The following is a 21843-nucleotide window of genomic DNA, read 5'->3' as shown; positions in this document are numbered from 1 at the left end:
GTGGACATTGACATGAGCGCCCTGCGGGGCTTGGTGCGGGAGAAGGAGATCTCCTTCGACCTGCTGGTCGGAGCGATCGAGTCGGCTCTCCTCATCGCCTACCACCGCACCGAGGGAAGCCGTCGGCACGCGCGCGTGGAGCTCAACCGGGAGACCGGGCATGTGACCGTGTGGGCGAAGGAGGACCCGGACGACCTCGAAGAGGGCCAGAAGGCCCGCGAGTTCGACGACACCCCGTCCGACTTCGGCCGTATCGCCGCCACCACCGCCAAGCAGGTCATCCTGCAGCGGCTGCGCGACGCCGAGGACGACGCGACGCTCGGCGAGTACGCCGGCCGCGAGGGCGACATCGTCACCGGCGTGGTCCAGCAGGGCCGCGACCCGAAGAACGTGCTCGTCGACATCGGCAAGCTCGAGGCCATCCTGCCGGTGCAGGAGCAGGTGCCGGGCGAGACCTACCCGCACGGCACGCGGCTGCGTTCGTACGTCGTGCGGGTGGCCAAGGGCGTGCGCGGTCCGTCCGTGACGCTGTCGCGCACGCACCCCAACCTGGTGAAGAAGCTCTTCGCCCTGGAGGTGCCCGAGATCGCCGACGGATCCGTCGAGATCTCCGCGATCGCCCGCGAGGCCGGCCACCGTACCAAGATCGCCGTACGCTCCACCCGCTCGGGCCTGAACGCCAAGGGCGCCTGCATCGGCCCCATGGGCGGCCGGGTGCGGAATGTCATGGGCGAGCTGAACGGCGAGAAGATCGACATCGTCGACTGGTCGGACGACCCGGCCGAGATGGTGGCGAACGCGCTCTCCCCGGCCCGCGTCTCCAAGGTGGAGGTCGTGGACATGGCGGCCCGTTCCGCACGCGTCATCGTGCCCGACTACCAGCTGTCGCTGGCGATCGGCAAGGAGGGCCAGAACGCCCGCCTCGCCGCCCGGCTGACCGGCTGGCGGATCGACATCCGGCCGGACACCGAGCAGTCGTCGGAGCAGTCGTCGGAGCGGTCGTCGGAGCGGTCGTAGGAGCGGTGCTCGGCAGGGTCGTCGGGCACCGGTCCGACCGGTCGTCGACGGGCCGCGGGGAATAGATCCAAGCCGCACGACGCTGAGATCACGACAGCTTTGCGTGCGGTATGCGTTCGATTCTTGCCCCGAAGGGGTGAGGTCGGTCCGGGGAGGTAGACTTAAGAGTGTCTGGCCGGACACGTACCCGAGCATGCCCTGAGCGCACCTGCGTGGGGTGCCGGGAGCGAGCGGTCAAGAGCGAGCTGTTGCGCACTGTGGCGGTCGAGGGTCATTGCACCCCCGATCCACGCGGTACGCTGCCCGGCCGGGGTGCCTACGTGCACCCCGCACCGGTCTGTGTCGACCAGGCAGTGCGCCGCAAGGCGTTCCCGCGGGCGCTCCGCGTCCCGGGGCCGCTCGACGTAAAGGCGTTGCGCCGCTACGTCGAGCAGGCACAGGGTTGCTGACAGCAGCATGTGAGCAACGTGCCAAGGAAGAGAGCCGCGCGGATCCCCGTGCGGCCCGGTACCTCGCGAAGTGAAAGCAGGTCGAGATTGCGATGAGCACTCGATGAGTACGCGATGAGTACGCCCATGAACTAGCGACGGTCCGGACGCAACCCGGACCTAAGAGGAGCGAAGTGGCTAAGGTCCGGGTCTACGAACTCGCCAAGGAGTTCGGTGTCGAGAGCAAGGTCGTCATGGCCAAGCTCCAGGAGCTCGGTGAATTCGTCCGTTCGGCGTCTTCGACGATCGAGGCGCCCGTAGTACGCAAGCTGACAGACGCATTCCAGCAGGGCAGTGGCAACGGCCGGTCCGCCGGTCGTCCCGCGGCCCCGAAGAAGGCGGCCCCCAGGCCCGCCGCGCCGTCCCCGGCGCAGGCGGCCCGCCCGGCCGCCCCGCGGCCGCCGGCCACGCCCAAGCCCGCGGCTGCCCAGCAGCCCGAGGCTCCGTCGGCCCCCGCGCCGGCGCCGTCCCAGGGCCAGCCCCAGGGTCAGCGTCCGACGCCGGGCCCGAAGCCCGCGCCGCGTCCGGCGCCGGCCGCGCCGGAGTTCACCGCTCCGCCGGCCGCACCGGCTGCTCCGGCCGCACCTGCCGCACCGGCCGCCTCGACTCCGGCTCCGGCCGGACCGAAGCCCGGCGCGCGTCCCGGTGCCCCCAAGCCCGGCGGTCGTCCGTCCGGTCCGGGTCAGGACCGTGGCCAGGAACGCGGTCAGGACCGAGGCCAGCAGGGTGGCCAGGGCCGCCCCGGTGGCCAGCGTCCCGGCGCCCCGGCGCAGCGTCCCGGCCGTCCCGGCGGCCCGCGTCCGGGTAACAACCCCTTCACCTCCGGCGGCAACGCCGGCATGGCACGCCCGCAGGCGCCCCGTCCGCAGGGCGGTCAGCGTCCGGGTGGTCCCGGTGCTCCCGGCGCCGGTCCCCGTCCGCAGGCTCCCGGCGGCCAGGGCGGCGGCCCCCGTCCCCAGGCTCCGGGCGGCAACCGCCCGACCCCGGGCTCGATGCCGCGTCCGCAGGGCGGCCAGGGCGCCGGTCCCCGTCCCGGCGGCGGCCCGCGTCCGAACCCCGGCATGATGCCGCAGCGTCCCGCTGCCGGCCCGCGTCCCGGCGGTGGCCCCGGTGGGGGTCGCGGTCCGGCCGGTGCCGGTCGTCCCGGTGGCGGCGGCGGTCGTCCGGGTGGTGGCGGCGGCTTCGCCGGTCGTCCCGGCGGCGGTGGCGGCGGCGGTCGTCCCGGTGGCGGCGGCGGTTTCGCCGGTCGTCCCGGTGGTGGCGGCTTCGGTGGCGGCGGCGGTCGTCCCGGCTTCGGCGGTCGTCCCGGCGGCCCCGGTGGCCGTGGTGGAACACAGGGCGCCTTCGGTCGTCCCGGCGGTCCCGCGCGTCGCGGTCGCAAGTCGAAGCGGCAGAGGCGCCAGGAGTACGAGGCCATGCAGGCCCCGTCGGTCGGCGGCGTGATGCTGCCTCGCGGCAACGGCGAAGCCATTCGCCTGTCGCGCGGTGCCTCGCTCACCGACTTCGCGGAGAAGATCAACGCCAACCCGGCGTCGCTCGTCGCGGTCATGATGAACCTCGGCGAGATGGTCACCGCGACCCAGTCCGTCTCCGACGAGACGCTCCACCTCCTCGCCGGCGAGATGAACTACACGGTTCAGATCGTCAGCCCGGAGGAGGAGGACCGCGAGCTGCTCGAGTCCTTCGACCTGGAGTTCGGCGAGGACGAGGGCTCCGAGGAGGACCTGGTCGTCCGTCCGCCGGTCGTGACCGTCATGGGTCACGTCGACCACGGTAAGACCCGACTGCTCGACGCCATCCGCAAGACGAACGTCATCGCGGGCGAGGCCGGCGGCATCACCCAGCACATCGGTGCCTACCAGGTCGCGACCGAGGTCAACGAAGAGGATCGCAAGATCACCTTCATCGACACCCCGGGTCACGAGGCGTTCACCGCCATGCGTGCCCGTGGTGCGCGGTCGACCGACATCGCGATCCTGGTCGTCGCGGCCAACGACGGCGTCATGCCGCAGACGGTCGAGGCGCTCAACCACGCCCAGGCGGCCGACGTCCCGATCGTCGTCGCGGTCAACAAGATCGACGTCGAGGGCGCCGACCCGACCAAGGTGCGCGGTCAGCTGACCGAGTACGGCCTGGTGGCCGAGGAGTTCGGCGGCGACACCATGTTCGTCGACATCTCCGCCAAGCAGGGTCTGAACATCGACTCGCTGCTGGAGGCCGTGGTCCTCACGGCCGACGCCTCGCTCGACCTGCGGGCCAACCCCACGCAGGACGCGCAGGGCATCTCGATCGAGTCCCGTCTCGACCGCGGCCGCGGTGCCGTGGCGACGGTCCTCGTGCAGCGAGGCACCCTGCGGGTCGGTGACACGATGGTGGTGGGCGACGCCTACGGCCGCGTGCGCGCCATGCTCGACGACAACGGCAACAACGTCGCCGAGGCCGGCCCGTCGACTCCGGTCCAGGTCCTGGGCCTGACCAACGTCCCGGGTGCGGGCGACAACTTCATCGTCGTCGACGAGGACCGTACGGCCCGTCAGATCGCCGAGAAGCGAGCCGCCCGTGAGCGCAACGCCGCGTTCGCCAAGCGCACGCGCCGCGTGTCGCTGGAGGACCTGGACAAGGTGCTCAAGGCCGGCGAGGTCCAGCAGCTGAACCTGATCATCAAGGGCGACGCGTCCGGATCGGTCGAGGCTCTGGAGTCCTCCCTGCTCCAGCTGGACGTCGGCGAAGAGGTCGACATCCGCGTCCTGCACCGTGGTGTCGGTGCGGTCACGGAGTCCGACATCGACCTGGCGATGGGCTCCGACGCCATCGTGATCGGCTTCAACGTGCGCGCCGCAGGGCGTGCCGCGCAGATGGCCGAGCGCGAGGGTGTGGACGTCCGGTACTACTCGGTCATCTACCAGGCGATCGAGGAGATCGAGGCGGCCCTCAAGGGCATGCTCAAGCCGGAGTACGAAGAGGTCGAGCTCGGTACGGCGGAGATCCGTGAGGTCTTCCGTTCGTCCAAGCTGGGCAACATCGCGGGTGTCCTCATCCGCTCCGGCGAGGTCAAGCGCAACACCAAGGCGCGCCTGCTGCGCGATGGCAAGGTCATCGCGGAGAGCCTCAACATCGTGGGCCTGCGTCGCTTCAAGGACGACGTCACCGAGATCCGCGAAGGCTTCGAGGGCGGTATCAACCTCGGAAACTTCAACGACATCAAGGTCGACGACGTCATCGCGACGTACGAGATGCGCGAGAAGCCGCGGGTGTAACAGCCCGACTTCTGCAGACGGTGCGGCCCGGGGCCGGTCGGCGGAGAGTAAACTCCGTCGATCGGCCCCGGCCGTTCGTTGTACGGTTCTGATGTCCCCGCCACATGGATGGCGGGGCCATCGATCCCGAGCCGGCGGGTGAACCGGTTGCAGACATGTATGTGGGGACGCTGTCCTTCGACCTCCTCCTCGGCGACGTACATTCGCTGAAGGAGAAGCGCTCCGTCGTCCGCCCGATCGTCGCCGAGCTCCAGCGGAAGTACGCGGTGAGCGCGGCCGAGGTGGAGCACATGGACCTCCATCGCAGGGCCGTCGTCGGCCTGGCCATGGTGTCCGGCGACGCGGGGCACCTCTCCGACGTACTCGACCGGTGCGAGCGGCTGGTGGCGGGCCGCCCCGAGGTGGAGCTGCTGTCCGTCGGACGGCGCATCCACGGCGACGACGACTGACCAGGAAACGCGCGAGAAGCGCAGAAGAAGAAAGAACGGGAGACGGACCAGTGGCCGACAACGCGCGGGCGAAAAGGCTGGCGGACCTCATCCGAGAGGTGGTGGCCCAGAAGCTGCAGCGCGGGATCAAGGACCCGCGCCTCGGCTCGCACGTCACCATCACGGACACCCGGGTCACGGGTGACCTGCGGGAGGCGACCGTCTTCTACACGGTGTACGGGGACGACGAGGAGCGGGCTGCCGCGAGCGCGGGCCTGGAGAGCGCCAAGGGCATCCTGCGCTCCGAGGTCGGCAAGGCGGCGGGCGTGAAGTTCACGCCGACCCTGACCTTCGTCATGGACGCCCTCCCGGACACCGCCCGGAACATCGAGGACCTCCTCGACAAGGCGCGCCAGTCCGACGAGAAGGTGCGCGAGGTGTCCGCGGGCGCCGCGTACGCCGGGGAGGCGGACCCGTACCGCAAGCCGGGCGAGTCCGACGAGGAGACCGACGAGGCCGCCGGGGCCGTCGACACCGACGAGACGGACGACACCGCTAAATGACCGACAAGCACCCCACGCCCGACGGCCTTGTCATCGTCGACAAGCCGTCGGGCTTCACTTCGCACGACGTCGTCGCCAAGATGCGGGGCATCGCCCGCACCCGGCGCGTCGGGCACGCCGGCACGCTCGACCCGATGGCGACGGGCGTCCTGGTCCTCGGTGTGGAACGGGCGACCAAGCTCCTCGGGCACCTCGCCCTCACCGAGAAGGAGTACCTGGGCACGATCAGGCTCGGACAGACGACGCCGACCGACGACGCCGAGGGCGAGATCACGGGGTCGGTGGACGCCTCGAAGGTCACCCGGGACGCCATCGACGCGACCGTCGCCCAGCTGACCGGCGACATCATGCAGGTGCCGTCCAAGGTCAGCGCCATCAAGATCAACGGCGTGCGCTCCTACAAGCGGGCCCGCGAGGGCGAGGAGTTCGAGATCCCCGCCCGCCCCGTCACCGTCTCCTCCTTCGAGGTGTACGACGTCCGGGAAGCCGTCGCCGAGGACGGCACCCCGGTCCTGGACCTGGTGGTCTCGGTGGTCTGCTCCTCCGGCACCTACATCCGGGCCCTCGCCCGTGACCTGGGTGCCGGCCTCGGTGTCGGCGGCCACCTCACCGCGCTGCGCCGCACCCGCGTCGGCCCGTACAAACTGGACGCCGCGAGGACGCTGGACCAGCACCAGCAGGAACTGACCGTCATGCCGATCGCGGACGCGGCCACCGCCGCCTTCCCGCGCTGGGACGTGGACACCAGGCGCGCCCGGCTGGTCACCAACGGCGTACGGCTGGAGATGCCCGACACGTACGCGGGCGCCGGTGCCGTCGCCGTCTTCGACCCCGAGGGCCGCTTCCTCGCGCTCGTGGAGGAGCACAGGGGCAAGGCGAAGAGCCTGGCCATCTTCGGCTGAGCCGACGCACTGTCACCTCCCCGCCCGTGGAGCGGCGAACACGGGGACTCCACTGCCGCCGCTCCACGGTCCCCCCTCGGTTCCCCCACCCAAGGGTGTATCCAACCCTCCCCTTCTGTTCACCCGTCCGGGCAGGCGCTCGGAGTGAACCGGGGGAGTGGAAGGGGGCGCGTTCGCCACGGGATCTGTCCTGCTGATCATCACGCGCCTACCGTCGAACACACAGCACGGGTGTACGCGGGGAGGCTCGACGATGGCGTCGCGGAACCGGTCCCGGGAGGCGACGGGCGGCAGGGCAGGACAGCGGTCCCGGGACGGCTCCCGGGACCCACGCGGTGAGCGGGAAGCGCACGACGGGCCCCCGGCCGTCCGAGGAGCTGATCCGACGCGGGGCGCCCCCGACGAGGCACTGATCCGCGTCCACGACCTCGCCGGCCGCCCCCGCGGCACCGGTTTCGTCGCCGACCACCACGGTACGGTGATCACCAGCCACGAAGCGGTCGACGGTCTGTCCCGGCTCGTGCTGAGCACCGCCGCATACCGCCGCCGCGTCGTGGCCGCCGCCGACGTGACCCCGCTGCCCGCCCTCGGCCTGGCCCTCGTACGCACCGGGGGCCTCGGCGTCGATCCGCTGCCCGTCACCGCGCGGGAGCGGGTGGAGGCCGGTACCTACGTGAGGATCGCCGCCGGCGGCTGGCGCGAGGCCCGCGTCCTGAGCACCACCGACGTCCACTACGCGGCCACCGACCGCTTCCACGTCCTGCGCGACGCCCTGGAACTCGCGCTCGGCACATCGGGGCGGGACGCGCTGCGCCTCGGCGGCGGCGCGGCCGGCGGACCGGTGCTCGACCTCGCGACCGGCGCAGTGCTCGGCGTCCTCGGCACCGCCCTGAGCTCCGGACACAGTGACGTCGGCTTCGCCGTGCCCCTGCTCCCCGCCCCCGGCCCCCTCGCCGACCTGCTCGCCGAGAACGCGGCGACGGTCCCGGCCTACGGCGCCGACCTCAATCTGGCCGGCGTCCTCGCACTGACGGCGACCTCGGTGGGGCAGGACGGTCCGCCGGGGGCCGTGGGGTGTGTGGGCGCGGGCCCCGAGGCCGGTCCCACAGCGGGTACTGCCGGTCTCGCAGCGGCTGCTGGTCTCGCAGCGGGTGCCGGTCGCCCGGACGGTGCCGGTGCCGGCCTCGGTGCCGGTCCCGACGTCGGCCCGGGTACTGGCCCGGGTACTCGTCCGGGTCCCGTGGTGCCGGTCGAGCGGGCGGCCGTGACACGGGAGTTCGCCGCCTTCGACACGAGCCGAGCCAGCGTGCTCGGGCTCGTCGGCGCGCCCGGCAGCGGCCGCACGACCGAGCTGGCGGCCCTCGCCGCCCGCCGCTCCCGGGGCGCCGAACCGGCGCCCACGCTGTGGCTGCGCGGCGCCGACCTGCGTGACGACGACATGTCGCTGGCGGACGCGGCCCGCAGGGCGCTGGCCCGCGCCGCCCGCATCGTGTCGGCCTCGGACCGCTCCCGCCCCGCAGGCCTCGGCGACATCACCCCGGAGCGCCTCGCCCACCTCGCCCGCACCGCCGGGCGACCGCTGCTGCTCCTCCTCGACGGCCCCGAGGAGATGCCGCCGGTCCTGGCCCACCGCCTCCCCGAGTGGACCGAAGGTTCGGCGACGTGGCTGCGGGAGACGGGCGCACGGCTCGTGGTGGGATGCCGGACGGAGTACTGGGAGAGGGCGGGGGCGGAGTTCCCGAGGGAGCTGCTGTACGGCGCGGTGGCGGGGGAGCTGCTGTACGGGGCGGTGACGGGGGAGTCCGCGTCCCGGCCGATTGCCGCAGTGCCGCGGTCCGGCTCGGCTGTGGGGGAGCGGTCGTCCGGGCGGGGCGTGGGCGTGCCGTCGCCGCGGGCGGCGGTCGCCACCGGGGGACCGGGATCCGGACCGGCCCTCGGGGAAGCGTGCCCCCGGCAGGACGGCACAGAGGTGAAGCCGCCCGGAACGGTCGACGGCGGGGACTGCTCCGTTCTGGTCGCGGGCGGGACACCACGCGTCGTGTCGGCCGGTGACGGACCGTGGCCGGTGTCGACCGGCCAAGTGCCCTCCCACGTGACGGCCTCCGGGAAGACCCCCGGAAAGTCGTCGTCCCGGCCAGTCGGCGTGACGCCGCAGTCCGTGACGCCGCAGTCCGTGACGGCCGGTGGAGCGCCGTGCCCGTATGGCCCGGTCGGCGGACCGGGCTCGTGGTCCGTGACGGCCGGTGGGACGCCGTGCCCGCCGGGACCGACCGCGCGAAGGCCGTCGTCCGGGACGGATGCCGCTGCGCTGCGGCTCGGAACCGATGAACCCCAACCGGAAGCCGCCGGCCACCGGCCGGATTCCACCGACCCCGGGGCCGGTGCCCTCGGCGCGGGGCTTCCGCCCTGCGTCCGACTCGGCGATCTGCGGGACGACGAGGCCAGAGAGGCGCGCGCACGGTACCGCGTACCGGAGGGCGCCCTCTCCGACCCGGACAGCCGGCACCCCCTCACCCTTCGCCTGCTCTCGGAGGTCCACGCCGGCTTCCCCGGCTCCCCACCCCCCGCCCGTGTCGACCGGGACGCGGTGTTCGCGGCCCACCTGGACCTGATGTGCCTGCGCGTCGCGACCCGGCTGGCCGGGGAGAACGGCCTGCGCGGCACCGCCGTACGGCGACTCGCGGCCAAGGTCTCCGGACAGGTCCACGAGGCGGCCCGGCGCAGCCTCGGTCCCGGGCAGGGCGAGCTCGACCGGGAGTCGTTCGAGACGGTGTTCCCGTGGGGACCGGCACCCGCCCGGCTCGGCGGCGGCACCGGATGGGCCTCCGCCGTACTCGCCGAGGGCCTCCTCGTGCCCGCCGGCAGCGGCTACCGCTTCGCGCACGAGGAATTCGCCGACTGGATCCAGGGCACCCACCTCGACCTGGACGAGGCCCTGCGCGCCCTCGTCCACCGCCGCGGCACCCCGCACGACACGCACGCCCTCCCCGTGCCGCACCACCGCATCGGTCCCGTCGCCGAAGCCGTGCTGCTCCTCGCCCGTCAGCACGGCATCCCCCAACTCGCGCTGACACTCGAAGAACTGGTGAACGCCCTCGACGTCGACCCGCACTCCTGGTGGGCCGCCCGGCTGCTCGCCGAGGTGCTGACGCGCGTACCCGACGCGACGCCGTACACGGAGGTGCTGCGGCTGCTCGCCGACGGCATCGCGGAGCGGAGGGCCGGGGGTGAGGGGCGGGCCGTGCCGGGGGAGTTCGGGCCCGCCTTCTGGACCGGCCTGCGGCTGCCGAAGGCCACGCGCCTGGACCTGCTGCGCCGCCTCGTCCTCGCCGACGGACCCCCGCACGAGCCCGGCCCACGCCACCTCGACACCGTCGCCGGACTGCTCGCCGCCGACCCCACGGCCGTACAACCCCTCCTCGTCCGCTGGTTCGACGACGAACGCCTCCTGCCCGCCACCCCGCACGCCACCGTCGCCACGGCGGCGCAGGCGCTGCTGCACACACACCGCCACAGAAGCCTGGACGGCCTCACCGAGGCACTCGCCGACAGTGCGCACCGACGGGCCGACGAGCTGCTCGCCGTCCTGGCCGAGGAGGAGCCGTCCGCCCTCTGCCGGGCCGTCGAGCGGTGGGCGCGCGACGAACGGCCGGCGCGGCAGAGGGCGGCGGTGACCCACGGTCTGCGCACCGCCCCGCACGCCCGTACCGCCGCCGACCGCACCCTGCTCCGCCACGCCGCCCTGGTCCTGCTCGCCGGACCCGCCGACGGCCGGCTGCGCGGCGGCGCGCTCGCCCTGCTCGTCCAGGATCCCGGCAGCCGCGACCGCCACCTCCCACGGGCACTCGGTCACTTCGCGGCGGGCGACCCGTACCTGCCGCCGAGCGCGGTGGCCACCGCCCTGCCGACCCACCCGGAGCCCGTCCTCGACGCGTTCCGGGCCCGGCTGTGCGGTCCGGACGCCGGGGAGGCGTTGCGTACACTCGTCGACGCCACCACCCCCGAGCTGGCCCGCCGGGTCGCCGTACTCGTCGGCGAGGCCGTGACGGAGCGCCCCGAGACCGCCGGGCACGTGGCCGCTTACGTGGACCGACGTCTCGACCAGGGGCCCGCGGCCCGCGCCGTGCTCCACTCCCTGGTCACCGGCCTGCTGGACGACGGTCCCGAGCCGGTGCGCGCCACGCTCGCCGGAGTGCTCGCCACCGACGGCACTCCCGGCAGTGGTCCGCTCCGAGGCGAGCTGCGCGAACATCTCCTGGCCCACGAACACGACCCCGCCGTCCTGGACGCGCTGCTGCACGCCGCCGCCCAGCGCGGCGGCGACGACCCGCGCGCCCTCGTCCACCGCACCGGCCTCCTCCTCGTCCGCACCCCGGACGGCGCCACCCGCTTCGACCGCGGCCTGGTCGACCTGGCCCGCCACCTCCCGGGTTTCGCCGCCCGGGTCACCGGCTGGCTCGCCGACGCGCCCCAGGACTGGGCGGCGCTGGTGGGCCCCAGCGCCCGCCGCACGATCGAGAACCTGGCGGGTGCACGGGTCCCCGTGTGAGCCCGGCCAGGTCCGCGCGGCGTGCACCCGGTCACAGCTCCGATGCCGATGCGGGCGGGAGCCGGACGGCATGGCACCCTTAGACCTGCGTAAGAGGCACCACGGAAACCACCAAGGAGCAGACACAGTGCAGCGCTGGCGTGGCTTGGAGGACATCCCCGAGGACTGGGGACGCAGCGTCGTCACCATCGGCTCCTACGACGGCGTCCACCGCGGGCACCAGCTGATCATCAAGCATGCTGTGGACCGCGCCCGCGACCTGGGTGTCCCCGCCGTCGTCGTCACCTTCGACCCCCACCCCAGCGAGGTCGTCCGCCCCGGCAGCCACCCGCCGCTGCTCGCCCCGCACCACCGCCGTGCCGAACTGATGGCGGACCTGGGCGTGGACGCGGTGCTGATCCTGCCCTTCACCAAAGAGTTCTCGAAGCTGTCCGCGGCCGACTTCGTGGTCAAGGTCCTGGTCGACCGGTTGCGGGCCAAGGCGGTCGTCGAGGGCCCCAACTTCCGCTTCGGCCACAAGGCCGCCGGGAACGTCGAGTTCCTCGTCGAACAGGGCAAGGTCTACGACTTCGAGGTCGAGGTCGTGGACCTGTACGTGTCCGGTGACGCGGGCGGCGGCGAACCGTTCTCCTCCACCCTGACCCGCCGCCTGGTCGCCGAGGGCGACGTCGCGGGCGCCGCGGAGATCCTGGGCCGCCCGCACCGCGTCGAGGGCGTCGTCGTCCGGGGCGCCCAGCGCGGCCGCGAGATGGGCTTTCCCACGGCCAACGTCGAGACCCTTCCGCACACCGCGATCCCGGCCGACGGCGTCTACGCCGGCTGGCTGCACGCCCAGGGCGAGGCGATGCCGGCCGCGATCTCCGTCGGCACCAACCCGCAGTTCGAGGGCACCGAGCGCACGGTGGAGGCGTACGCCATCGACCGCGTCGGCCTCGACCTGTACGGCCTGCACGTAGCCGTGGACTTCCTGGCCTTCGTACGCGGCCAGGCGAAGTTCGAGACCCTGGACGCGCTGCTCGGGCAGATGGCCGAAGACGTCGAGCGCTGCCGGGAGCTGGTCGCCGAGGCGTCCTGACGCCCGCCACGTCGCGAAACACCGAAAGGGCGGCCGGTGCTGGTGAGCACCGGCCGCCCTTTCGGCGTCGCTGTCAGGGGCTACTGCTGCGGCGGGGGAGGCGTCTGCCCCTGCTGCGGATATCCGTAACCGGGCTGCGGGTACGGCTGCCCCGGCTGATGCGGGTACGGCTGCCCCGGCTGGGGCCGGCCGGGCTCGGCGTACTGGCCCGGCTGGGGCTGGGCCGGCATCGGCTGCTGGCCCGGCATGGGCTGTTGTCCGGGCATGGGCTGTTGTCCGGGCATGGGCTGACCGGGCATCGGCTGGCCCGGGTAGTTCTGGCCCGGCAGCGGCGGTGCGGCCACCGGCGGCGGGTTGCCGTTGGACGTCCACAGGCCGTGCGACTGCTGGTGGCGGACGAAGTCCTCGGCGACCATCGCGGAGAGGTTGAAGTAGGCCTCCCGCACCTTCGGCCGCATCATGTCGAGGTCGACCTCCGCACCGGCGGCCAGGTGCTCGTCGAACGGCACCACAACGACGCCCCGGCACCGCGTCTGGAAGTGGCCGACGATGTCGTCGACCTTGATCATCTTCCCGGTCTCCCGGACCCCCGAGATGACGGTGATGGACCGCGAGACGAGGTCGGCGTACCCGTGGGCGGACAGCCAGTCCAGCGTCGTACTGGCACTGCTGGCCCCGTCCACGGACGGCGTCGAGATGATGATCAGCTGGTCGGCGAGGTCGAGCACGCCACGCATGGCGCTGTAGAGCAGGCCGGTACCCGAGTCGGTGAGGATGACCGGGTACTGCTTGCCCAGCACGTCGATCGCGCGCCGGTAGTCCTCGTCGTTGAAGGTCGTGGACACGGCCGGGTCGACGTCGTTGGCGATGATCTCCAGTCCGGACGAGGCCTGGGAGGTGAACCGCCGGATGTCCATGTACGAGTTGAGGTGCGGGATCGCCTGGACGAGGTCGCGGATGGTGGCCCCGGTCTCCCGGCGCACCCGGCGGCCGAGCGTGCCGGCGTCCGGGTTGGCGTCGATCGCGAGGATCTTGTCCTGCCGCTCGGTGGCGAGCGTGGAGCCGAGCGCGGTGGTGGTCGTCGTCTTGCCGACGCCGCCCTTGAGGCTGATGACGGCGATGCGGTAGCAGGACAGCACCGGGGTGCGGATCAGCTCGAGCTTCCGCTGCCGCTCGGCCTCCTCCTTCTTGCCGCCCAGCTTGAACCGCGAACCGCCGACTGCGGGGCGGCTGCTCTTCGCCTTCTGCTTCTTGTTGTTGAGCAGCCGGTCGGACGACAGCTCCACGGCCGCGGTGTAGCCGAGCGGCGCGGCACCCGGGTTGGTGGGCTGACGCTGGTCGTGCTGTATGGGCTGCGGCCAGGCGGCACCGAGTCGCGGATCGGCGGGCTGCTGCGGCGCGGGGGCTTGACCCTGCTGGTACTGCTGGAACTGTTCCGGCTGACCGGGCTGACCGGGCTGACCGGGCTGCATCGGCTGGGGCTGCGCCTGGTGCGGCTGCTGCGGTACGCCGGGATATGGCTGCGGCGGCTGCCCCGGCGACTGCGGCGCGGTTGCCTGCGGAAAGCCGTAACCACCGGGCTGCGTCGGAGGCTGGGGGCGCTGGGGGTGGGAAGCCGGCGAACCGGGCTGAGGGAACCCGGGACCGGCGGCGGCGTCGGCCCCAGCAGGGGGAGCGCCTCCAGGCTGCTGCGCGAGTGGAGGCGGCTGCGCCGCCGGAGGCGTGGCATCTGGCTGAGGGAAGCCGTAACCGAGCGGCGGAACAGGCTGCGCGGGTGCCTGGCTCGGCGGCATCGGTGCGGCGGCCGGCGGGTTCCACGCGGCGGGCGCCGGCTGCGGAGCCTGCGGCTGGAAGGGAGGCTGCCGGCCCGGTACACCCGGCTGCACAGGAGCGTCGGGAGCCGGCTGCGGCTGCGCGGGCCACTGATGCGCCGGCGCGGGAGCGACGGGAGGGTATGACGGAGGCAGCGGTGGCACTCCGCCCTGGACCACCGGTGGCACGTCGGCCGGAACGGTGCCCCCGGGCACGGTGTCCTGAGGGTGAGACACAGCGTCCTCGGGCTGGGGCGCGGCCACCGGAGCGGCTGGAGTGACCGGCTCGGGCTCACCCTCCTGAACGGCGGAGGCAGGGCCGAACTCGTCCATGCCGTTGTCCACAGCATCGGAAAGGCCACCGGAAAGGCCACCGGAAAGGCCACCGGAAAGGCCACCGGAAAGGCCGTCGGACCCGTCGGACCCGTCGGAGCCGACACTGCCGTCCGCCGAACCGGACCCGACGCTCGCAACGGGCGCAACGTTTTCGTCCGCCGCGCTCTCCTGCTCGCGGGCGTCGGCGAGTTCGGAACCATCGGCGAGTTCCGGATCACCAAAGGCTTCCGGACCATCGGCCTGCTCGGGCTCGACATCGTCGCTCGCCACAGCGAAGGTCACGCCCCGCGCGTCCCCCCCGGCGTCGTCGGAAGCGATCGCGACGTCGTCCTCGGCGACGGCCTCGGGTTCGTCGCCCACAGGCTCCGGCCGCGCATCCTGTCCGGAGTCGTCCGCGGCGGCACGCTCGGCGATCTCCCGCTTCAGGGCGGCCGAGGAGAACCGCATGGTGGCGCCGCTCTCCAGGTCACCGCTGTCGGGCTCCGGCTCCTCGGCGGGCGGGGGAGCGGAGGCCGGGGCCTGGAGCTGGAACCCGGTGTCCGGGGACGCCGGTACGTCAGCGGCAGGCACCGCATCCCCCGCGGCCGCCGGGACGGGCGAGGCCACCGGCTCGAACGGCACCTGCGGTGCCGGCTCGGGCTCGGCCTCCGGCTGCCCCTGCGTCTGCTGCGGCTCGAACCCGCTCCCGACCGGCAGCCGGGGCACCCCGGCGGGCGGCCCGGACGACGCGAACGGCGCGCCCGGACCGGGCGGAGGCGGCGGTGAGAACGGCGCCTCCGGACCACCCTGCTGCGGGGGCGGCGTGAACGCTCCACCCGAGGCGGGCGGCGGGGGAGTCGGCCCGGGCGCCGGTGACACCGGCCCTGGCTCCTGCCCCGCACCGCTCGACGCGTTCTGGGTGTACCAGGCGGGCGGCGCGTAATCGATGGTGAACTCGCCCGTCGCCTCAACTGCGGACTCCGCGTCGGGTTGGTCATCGCCGGGTGTAGCCCAGCCCCCGCGGATCCCGTCCCGATCGCTGTTCACAGTTCCTCCTGATTGGTCGAGCACCCTCATGCCGTGCTGGGGCGACCGTTCTGACCGTCAGATGTTGTCCAAAGTCGAACGAGGTCGTCCGATCCACGGTCCTCCCCGCAGGACGCCGACGCCCACTCCACGGGTTCTGACGTCGTGCCCGAGACCAGCCTAATCACGAGCGACCCGCCCCCGTCAGGCCCCGTACCCCTGTCCACTCCGGCGTCTGACGCCACAATGCGCGCACAGATGCTTGGCGTGACCGTCATACCGGACGTAATCGGGCGATCCAGTCGACGTGATCGAGTCAGTCCATCCGCCGCGGTGTACCCAGGAGGCCGGCCTCCGCGTCGGTCGGCTCCGTCATCACGTACTGCCGGTCCCGTTCCGTACACCACAGGGTGACCCCGTCGGCGAGAGTCGGAAGCGCCTCGTATTCCGAGCGGGGCAGGCCGGTCACACGGCCGATCTCCACCGACTCATCCGGTGAAACACGTTGCACGCCCACCAGGCGTGCCTGGCGCATCAACCGCGGTGCGAGCGGACTCAGATAGGGCAGCAGAGTCAGCACCGACTGCCAGGGCGCCGAAACCACCCGGCCACGCGGCGGGCGCATACCGCAGTCACGGATGACCAGAACCGGTGACATCGCCGAGGCACCCTGCGGGGGAACGCGACCCACCTCGTGCACGGTCATGCCCGACTGGCCACCGCCGACCGCCTGTACCACCTGCGCCCAGTGACTCGGACGACCGGTCTCCACAGCGACTCTCGCACCGGTCGCCGCCACGCGCAGTGCCAGGATCTGGGTGGTCCACAGACCGCCGATAAACAGGATGTCGAACGGCGTCGGACGGTTCACCCCCAGCACCGCGGGCTGACCTTCGCTGTTGACTCCCACCACGACACCGTCGTCCCCGATGGGCAGGGCGAGCATTTCGACCTGATCCTTGGAGAGCATGTGCCGCGGATGGCGAGGCCCCAGTAGGCCGAAACCGGTGCGCAGGCGCTCCCGCAGATCCGTGACCGGCTGCCCGGCGGCGGCCGGACCAGTGGGGGCAACAGGCGGCGTCGGGACCATCAGCGGACACCTCCGAGTGGCAACGTGGCGAGCATGCCGGGCAGTTGCTCGCGATCCAGACGTACGATCCCGGTCCGGGCCTGACGCGCGACGTGTTCCAGGCCCCGGCGGGCGTCTGCCAGTTCGGTGCTGCTGCGGCCGGTAACCCGCACGTGCCCCGTGATCGTCACGTCCTGGTGGCCACTCGGTGCCAGGGTCAGACTGAAGGTGGTCGCCAGTGCGGGCACGGCCGTCAGCTGGGCCACCAACTGCGGCATCCCGACACTCTGCCCGCCGAACTGGGGCCACCGGCGCACCCAGTACGTGGTGTGCCGTCGGTTGTCGCACCGCCAACTACGGCTGGACTCCTCGGTCCGCCGCCGGGCCGGGTCACCCTGTCCGTTCTGGACGGTCACCATCGGATTCGCGCACATCGAGGTGGCGAGGGCGGACGACAGCTCCTCCTCGCTCAGCAGGTTCACCCGAAACCCGGCCCCGGTGAGCCGACTGGACAGGTGCTCCGACGACCGCACCAGGCATTTCTGGGCCCCCGACAGTCCACCGCCGCGGGCGGCCACCGCGTCCGGGCACAGCTCAGGATCGAGTTTCAGCGCGATCCACATGATGCGGACGGCGGGAGACGCGATCTCGGCCTGCAGCTGCGCGTAGTTGGTCACCACGACCGACTGCCGCGGCAGGTGGGGAGCGGGCGCGGTCTGCGTGTGCAGCACGATCTGCGCCGACTCCAGGCGAATGCCGTCGACGTCGAGCGCGTCCCGGACCAGGGCGAGAGGGAGCGGCCTGCGACCGCGGTCGGCGCGCAGCGCTCCGGAGTCGGCCTCCACCTGGAGTACGGCGGTGAGGAAGCCCCCGTCACCCACCATGCCCACCGGCCGCCGGTCACGTTCGTTCTGGGGGACGAAGCTGTACGTGCGCAGGTTCGGCTCGCACTCCACGGCCGGGACCAGGCCGGGGTCGATGCCCTGCGGCACCGAAACGTGCGGGGCACTACGGAGACGCGCGCGCAGCGCCAGGTGGCTCACCAGCCATTCCGGCAGGGAGCGCCGCCGCCGGCGTACCACAGCCAGAAGCACCAGCACGACGGCGGCGACGACCGACGGCACCATCGCGACCGGCCCGATCAGCCAGCCGCACACCATCAGCGCGGCGGCCAGCTCCAGCAGCACCAGCCGCTGGAGGGCGACGGAACCGCCGCGTGCCGGACGAGCCTGCAAACGCGGTGTGACAGGACCCCTGGCCGGCGACGCCGGCTCTTGGGCGCCCGGCGCCGCGTCGGGACGGCGGGGCGCCGAGCGCGAGCGCGACCGGGCCCGCGATGCTGAAGCCATCACTCCAAATCCCCCGAACTCTCACCAAAGATACTGTGCTCAGCACACGGCAGGCTTCGGAAGCCTACCCGTGCCCCTTGCACCATCAGGCAACAGGCATAGTAGGGGCCGGGTCTGACGGCCGAGGTTCCGGAGGCAACCGGAGCGGGAGAGGGAACAGTGACCGACTGCTGTGTCCCCCGCTCCGCCAAGCTCTCGCACGGGGAGAGAACGAAGAGACATGGCATCACGGCGCGATGAACTGAACGCCTACACCTTCGCGAAGCGCCGCACACTCGCGTCCTATCTGCAGCCTTCCCCCTCAGGTTCGGAGGAAGGCGCGCCCAGACCACTGCGGGCGATCGTGCCCGGTGTCGTCGTCGGCATCGTCGTCCTCGCCGTATTCGGAGCGATCGGCCTGTTCAGCCCGACGGCACCGAAGGGCTGGGACAAAGTCGGGGAGCACGTGATCGTGGCGAGCGACTCCACGACCCGGTACGTCGTGCTGAAGACCGAGGGACAGAAGCAACTGCACCCGGTACTCAACATGGCCTCCGCCAAGCTCCTCCTCGACCCCGACAAGGACAGCGTCATCACGGTCGACGAAGGCGTCCTCGACAGCGGCAAGCCACGACACGGCGCCACGATCGGCATCCCCTACGCCCCCGACCGGCTGCCCGGACCCGACGAGGCCGGGGCCGCCAAGCGCTGGGCGGTCTGCGAGCGCCCTGGCCCCGGCGGCCGGGCCATCCAGAAGGCGGCGTTCGTATTCGCCGAGAAGGAATGGTCCAAGACGGAGGGCAAGAACAAGCTCTCCGGGGGCGACCTGATGTACGTCGTCGGACCGGACGGCACCTCCCAGTACGTGGTCGACTCGCGCGGTTACGCCTACCCGCTGGCCAACCCGGACGACAAGGAACTCCTCAAGGCACTCGACACCCAGGGCCGCACCCCCCAGCGGGTTTCCCAGGAATGGCTGGACACCCTCCACAAGGGCGACCCGGTCGACATCCCGGAGATCGAGGGCACGCCCGGCTCGGACGCGGGAGCCTCCGACATGCTCGGGCAGTACGACAAAGTGGGCATGGTCATCAAGGCCTACGACGGCCGGCGCATGCAGTACTACGTCGTCCTGAGCGGCGACGTGGCCCGCGTCTCGGAGTTCACCGCCACCCTGCTCCTCAACAGCGGCGACCTCGTCAACGTCGGGCAGGCCGGCGAAGCACAGCAGGTCAGCCCCGGCGCGGTCGTCGACAGCACGGAGTTCGAGGGACAGCGCGACTGGCCGTCGTACCGTCCAAGGACGGTCAACGAAGGATCCTCCGCCACCTCCGGCCGCAACACCGTCTGCAACGTCCTGCGCTCGGTGAACACAAAGAACGGCGAGACGACCCTTTCCACCTGGGCGAGCACGGAATTCCCCGACCGACTGCCCACCGGCTCCTCCAGCGCGTACGTCACGCCCGGCTCCGGCCAGCTCTACCGGCAGATCCAGGGCACCGAGACCAAGGCCGGCGGCATCTTCCTGGTCACCGACACGGGGCTGCGCTACGCCCTGCAGTCCAACAGCGACAGCGCCACCGACGACAAGGGCATCGGAACCTCCGACAAGAAGCGTGAGCAGGAATTGAGTGAGTCCCGGATCGCCCAGACCCGGCTCGGCTACGAGGACGTGAACCCCTCACCCGTTCCGGCGCAGTGGTCGACGTTCCTGCCCACCGGCCCACGACTGTCCGAGGCGGCGGCACGCCAGCCGCAGGGCTCGTAACCGCCATGGCACCCTGGAAGAGCAGGAGCATGCAGAAACAGACGGAGACCCTCACCGAACGGCGCACCGGGCCTCTTTCGGGGTCTTCCACCGGGCGATCTCCCAGCTGCAGAGGTCGCGTCCGGGCGCTGACAGGTGCCGTGCTCGCCGCTTCCGTGCTCGCCGCACCCACGGTACTCGCACTCCCCGCCGCCCCCGATGCGCGGGCGGCCGACGGTGGCCAGTGCACCTTCCCCTCCGAGAAGTACGCGGGCAGGCCGTGGGCCCTGCAACGCGTCAACCTCGACGCACTGTGGGCGCAGTCGAAAGGCGAGGGCGTCCAGGTCGCGGTGATCGACACGGGCGTCGACGTGAAGCACCCGCAACTCGCCGACGCCGTCGACGAGTCCAAGGGCAAGAACTACCTGCCCCCCGAGAACAAGGAGGGCGAGAAGATCGAGCGCGGCAACGCGCACGGCACCACGGACACCGTCGGTCACGGCACGCGCGTGGCCGGCATCATCGCGGCCCGCCCCGCCGAGGACACCGGTTTCGTGGGCCTGGCCCCAGAGGCCACGATCATCCCCATCAAGCAGAACGACGCGGAGGGCAACGGCACGGCAAAGACCCTTGCCACGTCGATCCGCCACGCCGTGGACGCGGGCGCCGACGTCATCAACGTCTCCCAGGACACGGCCAACGCCGTCAAGCCCGACTCGTCCCTGAAGTCGGCCGTCGACTACGCCCTGGGCAAGCAGGTCGTGGTCGTCGCCTCAGCGGGCAACGACGGCCTCGGCGGCGAGGACAAGACAACCTACCCGGCCTCGTACGAGGGAGTCCTCGCCGTGGCATCGTCCGACCGAAACAACGAACGCGCTCCCTTCTCCCAGGCAGGCGCGTTCGTGGGCGTGGCGGCTCCCGGCGTCGACATGATCTCCACAGTGCCCGGCGGCGGCCACTGCTCCGACAACGGAACCAGTTTCTCCGCCCCCTACGTGGCGGCGGTGGCCGCACTGCTGAGGGCCGAGCACCCCAAGTGGACGGCCGCGCAGATCGTCGCCCAGATCGAGCAGACGGCGGAGCGTTCCATCCCCGGCCACGACCGCCTCGTCGGCTGGGGCGTGATCGACCCGGTCAAGGCCCTGACAGACGTGGATCCGGCACACCCCGTGGAGTCCCCCGCGGCCGAACAGGCAGGCGCCCGCGCGAAGGCCCCCGACGTGGCCCCCCTCCACATCGGCGAGACGGCCGAGGAACGCAACACCCGCCTGGGCACCTACGTGGTCGTCGGCGGCCTGGTACTGGCAGCGGGCCTCGGCGGCACGGCGGTGGCGGTACGGGACTCACGGCGGCGGGGCGGACGGGGAGAACGGGCATGACCACGCTATCGGTGATCAGCTTTGTCCTGGCAGCCCTCCTGATCGCCATGGGGTGCGTCAAGGCCGACCGAATTCGCTCCTGGCGCACGGCGTTGAATCCCTCGGCGCCCGAGATCTCCGACGCGGCCTTCGTCGCCGCACGTGTGCTGCTCCTCGCCACGGCCGCCGCCTGCCTCTGGGCGGGCGTCCAAGGCCTGGCCGCCGAGGACGACTCCAAGTGGAGTGACGACGAACTGACCAGTGCGGTACAGGGAGCCGTCACAGCTGTGGACGGCACCTCGAAGCTCGGTGACATCCACGGCGGCGAGGCCCACGTCGACGAGGACAACGCCAGGATGATCGAGAACGAGGTCATCGAGCATGGCGCCGGCGACGCTCCGCAACTCGGGGTGGACGCGGCCTCATCCCCTGGTAACACTCCGAGCCATGCCTCATACACCGTCACGGCCAACGGCGCGGACATCGCCTTCTGCGTAGCGGTGAACCGCACTCGCACGAAGGAAGACGACTACCACCCCCCGGGGATCGCGGGAGGCACTGGAACGGTCACGATCCCGAGCTACTCGTACAGGGTGACGAGTCGGACGGGGGCCTGCTGAAGGGAGCGACTGGCGCCTGACCGACGCGGCGTTTCCGCATCAGCTTCATCTTGGCCTGAGCACCGTCGCGAACCGCTCGGCGAAAATCTCGTCGTTCTGCATTGCTGCAGCGATTCTACTGCGCACCTGCCGTGCATGCAGCAGAATTCTCGACCTTTTCGGTGTAGTCAGTAATGAGCCGCTTGATGGCATCGGAGTCACTGTGTTTCGATCCCTGAAATTGCAGTGCCTCGTACAAGTCGGATCGTAGCCATGTCGTTCTGTGAGCCAAGGAGTTGCTTACGTGAATT

14 protein-coding genes are annotated in these 21843 nt (G+C 71.9%); 11 read left to right on the top strand and 3 right to left on the bottom strand.

Translation table 11 applies throughout. The annotated features are described in order from the left end of the window. From nusA to ABEA26_RS23045, 8 genes are all read left to right on the top strand, one after another. On the top strand, positions 1-1017 hold the full coding sequence (nusA, locus tag ABEA26_RS23080; RefSeq protein WP_345595079.1) for a transcription termination factor NusA: 1017 nt from the start codon (positions 1-3) through the stop codon (positions 1015-1017). Between the two features lie 167 nt (positions 1018-1184). Then, complete coding sequence (locus tag ABEA26_RS23075; RefSeq protein ID WP_345595077.1) at positions 1185-1466, top strand: YlxR family protein; 282 nt, start codon at positions 1185-1187, stop codon at positions 1464-1466. 173 nt (positions 1467-1639) lie between these two features. Continuing rightward, positions 1640-4762 (top strand): translation initiation factor IF-2, encoded by a 3123-nt coding sequence (gene infB, locus ABEA26_RS23070; protein WP_345595075.1) that lies wholly within the window; start codon positions 1640-1642, stop codon positions 4760-4762. Positions 4763-4917: 155 nt separating this feature from the next. Beyond that, on the top strand, positions 4918-5211 hold the full coding sequence (locus ABEA26_RS23065; protein WP_345595073.1) for a DUF503 domain-containing protein: 294 nt from the start codon (positions 4918-4920) through the stop codon (positions 5209-5211). A gap of 50 nt (positions 5212-5261) precedes the next feature. Then, positions 5262-5753, top strand: a complete 492-nt coding sequence (gene rbfA, locus ABEA26_RS23060; RefSeq protein ID WP_345595071.1) for a 30S ribosome-binding factor RbfA — start codon at positions 5262-5264, stop codon at positions 5751-5753. After that, positions 5750-6655 (top strand): tRNA pseudouridine(55) synthase TruB, encoded by a 906-nt coding sequence (gene truB / locus ABEA26_RS23055; RefSeq protein ID WP_345595069.1) that lies wholly within the window; start codon positions 5750-5752, stop codon positions 6653-6655. Before rbfA ends, truB begins: the two co-directional genes overlap by 4 nt. A gap of 253 nt (positions 6656-6908) precedes the next feature. Further along, positions 6909-11204 (top strand): trypsin-like peptidase domain-containing protein, encoded by a 4296-nt coding sequence (locus tag ABEA26_RS23050; RefSeq protein ID WP_345595067.1) that lies wholly within the window; start codon positions 6909-6911, stop codon positions 11202-11204. A 127-nt stretch (positions 11205-11331) separates the two neighbouring features. Then, positions 11332-12279: a bifunctional riboflavin kinase/FAD synthetase gene (locus ABEA26_RS23045; protein WP_345595065.1), complete on the top strand. Its 948-nt coding sequence runs from the start codon at positions 11332-11334 to the stop codon at positions 12277-12279. 80 nt (positions 12280-12359) lie between these two features. Here the strand turns inward: ABEA26_RS23045 and ABEA26_RS23040 are convergent, their stop codons facing one another. From ABEA26_RS23040 to eccE, 3 genes are all read right to left on the bottom strand, one after another. Continuing rightward, positions 12360-15482 carry an SCO5717 family growth-regulating ATPase gene (locus ABEA26_RS23040; protein WP_425587884.1) on the bottom strand — a complete coding sequence of 1041 codons (3123 nt, stop codon included), beginning with the start codon at positions 15480-15482 and terminating at the stop codon, positions 12360-12362. A gap of 265 nt (positions 15483-15747) precedes the next feature. Then, positions 15748-16521, bottom strand: coding sequence for a hypothetical protein (locus ABEA26_RS23035; protein ID WP_345595061.1), 774 nt, complete (start codon positions 16519-16521; stop codon positions 15748-15750). Further along, complete coding sequence (gene eccE / locus ABEA26_RS23030; RefSeq protein WP_345595059.1) at positions 16521-17849, bottom strand: type VII secretion protein EccE; 1329 nt, start codon at positions 17847-17849, stop codon at positions 16521-16523. Before eccE ends, ABEA26_RS23035 begins: the two co-directional genes overlap by 1 nt. Before the next feature lie 220 nt (positions 17850-18069). Here eccE and eccB point away from each other — a divergent pair, with 220 nt between their 5' ends. The 3 genes from eccB (at position 18070) to ABEA26_RS23015 (ending at position 21553) form a co-directional block, all read left to right on the top strand. Beyond that, positions 18070-19596 carry a type VII secretion protein EccB gene (eccB, locus tag ABEA26_RS23025; protein WP_345595057.1) on the top strand — a complete coding sequence of 509 codons (1527 nt, stop codon included), beginning with the start codon at positions 18070-18072 and terminating at the stop codon, positions 19594-19596. A 140-nt stretch (positions 19597-19736) separates the two neighbouring features. After that, a complete protein-coding gene (gene mycP / locus ABEA26_RS23020; protein ID WP_345595055.1) occupies positions 19737-20954 on the top strand; it encodes a type VII secretion-associated serine protease mycosin in 1218 nt (405 codons plus the stop codon). Continuing rightward, on the top strand, positions 20951-21553 hold the full coding sequence (locus tag ABEA26_RS23015; protein ID WP_345595053.1) for a hypothetical protein: 603 nt from the start codon (positions 20951-20953) through the stop codon (positions 21551-21553). The genes mycP and ABEA26_RS23015 overlap by 4 nt, the downstream gene beginning before the upstream one ends. Positions 21554-21843 lie beyond the last annotated feature (290 nt).

This window comes from Streptomyces marokkonensis, assembly GCF_039539045.1.
GTDB classification, from domain to species: Bacteria; Actinomycetota; Actinomycetes; order Streptomycetales; family Streptomycetaceae; genus Streptomyces; species Streptomyces marokkonensis.
Note: the sequence above shows the minus strand (reverse complement) of the source record. Positions and strands in the feature narration are given on the sequence as shown.